At 54.1% G+C, this 1,087-nt stretch carries 1 protein-coding gene; it reads right to left on the bottom strand.

All coding sequences use genetic code 11. The features are described from left to right. The coding region (gene citZ / locus H9630_RS18740; protein WP_191716991.1) for a citrate synthase at nucleotides 1–1,087 on the bottom strand (1,087 nt) is incomplete at both ends.

Here is a 1,087-nt window from a genome sequence, read left to right as displayed (position 1 = left end):
ACATACGTCTGCATGCCAGGCCCGATGTATTCCGCACGCGGGCGGATCAGGCGGTTGTTCGAATACTGCTCAAGGATATGTGCCAGCCAGCCGGATGTGCGGGAAACCGCAAAGATCGGCGTGAACAGGTCGTGTTCGATGTTCAGGCTGTGGTAAACCGATGCCGAGTAGAAATCGACGTTCGGCGGCAGGTTCTTCTGGCCAGTGACGATTTCGTGGATCTTCACGGACATGTCGTACCATTTTTCTTCGCCGCGGATCTGCGTCAATTTCTGGGACATTTCACGCAAGTGCTTCGCACGCGGGTCGCCATTGCGGTAGACACGGTGGCCGAAGCCCATGATTTTTTCTTTGTTCGCCAGTTTTTCGTTGATGACCGCTTCCACGTTGTCGACAGAACCGATTTCCGTCAGCATCTTCATCACCTGTTCGTTGGCGCCGCCGTGAAGCGGGCCTTTCAAGGCGCCGATGGCTGCCGTGACGCCGGAATAGACGTCAGACAATGTTGCCACAGCCACACGCGCCGTGAACGTCGATGCGTTCAATTCGTGGTCGGCATGAAGCACCAACGCTTTATTGAACGCTTCTTCTTCCACTGCTTCCGGCAGGTTGCCGGACAGCATGTACAGGAAGTTCGCCGCAAAGCTCAAGTCCGATTTGGGTGCAATCGGCTCCTGGCCATTGCGGATGCGGCCGAAAGCCGTCACAAGCGTCGAAATCTTCGCCTGGATCTTGATGGCTTTGCGGTAGTTCGCTTCCGGCTCCATTACTTCTGCCTCTTCGTCGAACAGGCCAAGCATGGAAACTGCCGTGCGGAGTGCCGCCATCGGGTGAACCGATTTGATGTCGTATGTTTTAAAGTGGTCCAGCACAGCCTGTGGAACCGCCATGTTGTCTGCCAATTGCTGCTTCAGTTCCGCCAATTCGTCTGCTTTTGGCAACCGTTGATGCCACAGCAGATAAATCACTTCTTCAAAGCTCGCGTTTACGGCCAAGTCATCAATATCGTAGCCGACATATGTAAGTGTGTCATCAATGATCGAGCTGATCGCGGATTGGGTTGCTACTACACCTTCTAAACCTTTTG

This window comes from Planococcus wigleyi (genome assembly GCF_014836985.1).
In the GTDB taxonomy this organism is placed as follows: domain Bacteria; phylum Bacillota; class Bacilli; order Bacillales_A; family Planococcaceae; genus Planococcus; species Planococcus notacanthi.
Note: the sequence above shows the minus strand (reverse complement) of the source record. Positions and strands in the feature narration are given on the sequence as shown.